Here is a 1,053-nt window from a genome sequence, read left to right as displayed (position 1 = left end):
AGCGCGTCCCTGGCATAGATTGCTCAGTCTGGCAGGATGACAATAGCACGCCTCAGAAGATGGACTTCAACAAGGCGGTTGCTGCGGGCGCGCGGTTCGTGTTCATCAAAGCCTCACAGGGCTGCTGGCTTGATGAGGACTTTACGTACAACTGGAAAGCCGCCAAAGAGGCGGGGTTGTACCGCGGCGCATATCACTACCTGGACTGGAGCGCATCGGGCAGGGCACAGGCGGACTTCTTCTGTGGGGTACTGCGGAACGACCCCGGTGAGCTTGCGCCGGTAGTGGATTACGAATGTCGCAAAAACGTGACGAAAGATGCGATATTGTGGCTGAATACCTTTTTGGCTGTGTTACGGGGCGAACGCGGCGAAGCAATGATTTACACGTCACCTGGATATTGGTTTGAATATGGGTTAAAAAATAAATATTATAGTCAATTCCCGTTATGGATTGCCAATTACAACGGAACTACGCACCCGTGGAAACAGTTAGAAAAAAAATACTGGATGGATGATGTTTGGACTGACTATACGTTCTGGCAGTGGACGGATAAGGGTGACGGGCGCAAATACGGAGCCGAATCAGCCGGTCTCGATATGAACTGGTACAACGGGGACTGGAACGACTTCACTAAGATTCTATTGGGATTAGTCCACCCACCAGACATCACCATCCCAGAGGATGAGTATGACCGCGGTTGGAACGATTGTGTTGCAGAGGCAACGGAAAGGATTGAAGGGTTGTATCGATGACCCGGAGCAACTATGAAAACAGCAGACCTACCAGATAACACCCAATTCTGTATCATCAAGACGGACTTCTGCGAGGTGACAGAAACCTACATGCCGCGCCAGAACTGTCCCGATTGGACATGGAACCACGGCGATACGGAGACCAACTACCCGGCAACCAAGCCTTACCAGGAGACGCACTTGTGCAACAGCAAGATAACGACTGTACGATGGCCTCGTGCTTGGGTGCAGTGGTATCTTGACCTGAACCAGCACAATCTGAAATACGCCTGCGACATCGCGAACGGGATTGTCAACA

At 51.6% G+C, this 1,053-nt stretch carries 2 protein-coding genes; both read left to right on the top strand.

All coding sequences use genetic code 11. The features are described from left to right. On the top strand, positions 1-755 hold a 755-nt coding region (locus tag HWQ67_RS19540; RefSeq protein ID WP_218254368.1), incomplete at its 5' end, for a glycoside hydrolase family 25 protein. A gap of 12 nt (positions 756-767) precedes the next feature. Further along, on the top strand, positions 768-1,053 hold a 286-nt coding region (locus HWQ67_RS19535), incomplete at its 3' end, for a hypothetical protein (RefSeq protein WP_218254367.1).

The sequence above is a fragment of the Candidatus Magnetobacterium casense genome, assembly GCF_019173545.1.
GTDB classification, from domain to species: Bacteria; Nitrospirota; Thermodesulfovibrionia; order Thermodesulfovibrionales; family Magnetobacteriaceae; genus Magnetobacterium; species Magnetobacterium cryptolimnobacter.
This window is presented reverse-complemented; position numbering and strand designations above follow the sequence as displayed.